Raw genomic sequence first — 946 nt, forward strand, 5'->3', positions numbered from 1 at the left:
GTATTAACCGTACCAGATTTTTGTTTGCGAATATCCAGTCCAAGTTCTTCCAAGGTAAGAAAACCAATGCCCATAGGATGAACCCACGGTTTATCCGTGTGACCCTTTACCTCCAGATCAGTCTCCTGTCCGTTCTGCGAGCGGGCGACATCAACCTCGGTAAAAAAATCTATTTCTTCGTTGGCTATTTTTAACTGAGTATCCCCAGCCACAGTAAAGGAAAGCCCATACTTGCCATCCGGTAACTTCCCTTTGATCCCCAGATGTCCATTCCGAAAGCGTAAGAACTGATCCATAGCTGCGATGTGGGGTGTTGGAATGTCTATTTGCAGATCGAGACTATCAAGCACCGCATTTTTGATCTGACTGACATTGACGTTCTGAACAAGTGCTTTGGGGCTGAAACCACCGCTCAATGGCAAGCTGAGCGTCGTTACGCCGACATCCTTAAGCAAGCTTGCCATCTCACCCGTTGGATGTATCGCCAAGGTACCAAAAACATTGAAGCCCGGCTTAACGGACACATTCCCATGGAAATAGGGTCGAATAACCTCGGGGAAAGTGTTGAGCAAACCCGTTTTATTTGTCGGATTATAGAGCAGGACAACCTGTTCAAAGTCGGTATCTTTTAAAGGTGTTGTTTCTGTACCGGGTATCAGGCTTGTGATGGATAGTTTTGTTTCTGCGCCCCGCATTATGAAAAAGGGTTTTGCCTGGCCAGGAACTTTCTGCAACAGGCCATAGAATTTTTGACCTCGAACATCGATCCCCATACTAAGATAATCCTGCGATACACCTACCCCAGAAAAAGCAAGGTTATCAATTTCAGGCACCCCGATACTACTACCCATGAGATCTTTGAGAGTTAAATTACTGGCTGCAACGTAAAGACTAGGTTTCGGGCTATTACTATAGCCTATTTTGACCGGTTTATTCCGGAATGTTG

The 946-nt window shown here is 45.7% G+C and carries 1 protein-coding gene; it reads right to left on the reverse strand.

What is annotated here, in order from left to right; translation table 11 throughout:
- The coding region (locus WH96_RS22195; protein WP_162200184.1) for a hypothetical protein at positions 1 to 946 on the reverse strand (946 nt) is incomplete at both ends.

Origin of the sequence: Kiloniella spongiae (assembly GCF_001026905.1) — a bacterium.
In the GTDB taxonomy this organism is placed as follows: Bacteria; Pseudomonadota; Alphaproteobacteria; order Kiloniellales; family Kiloniellaceae; genus Kiloniella; species Kiloniella spongiae.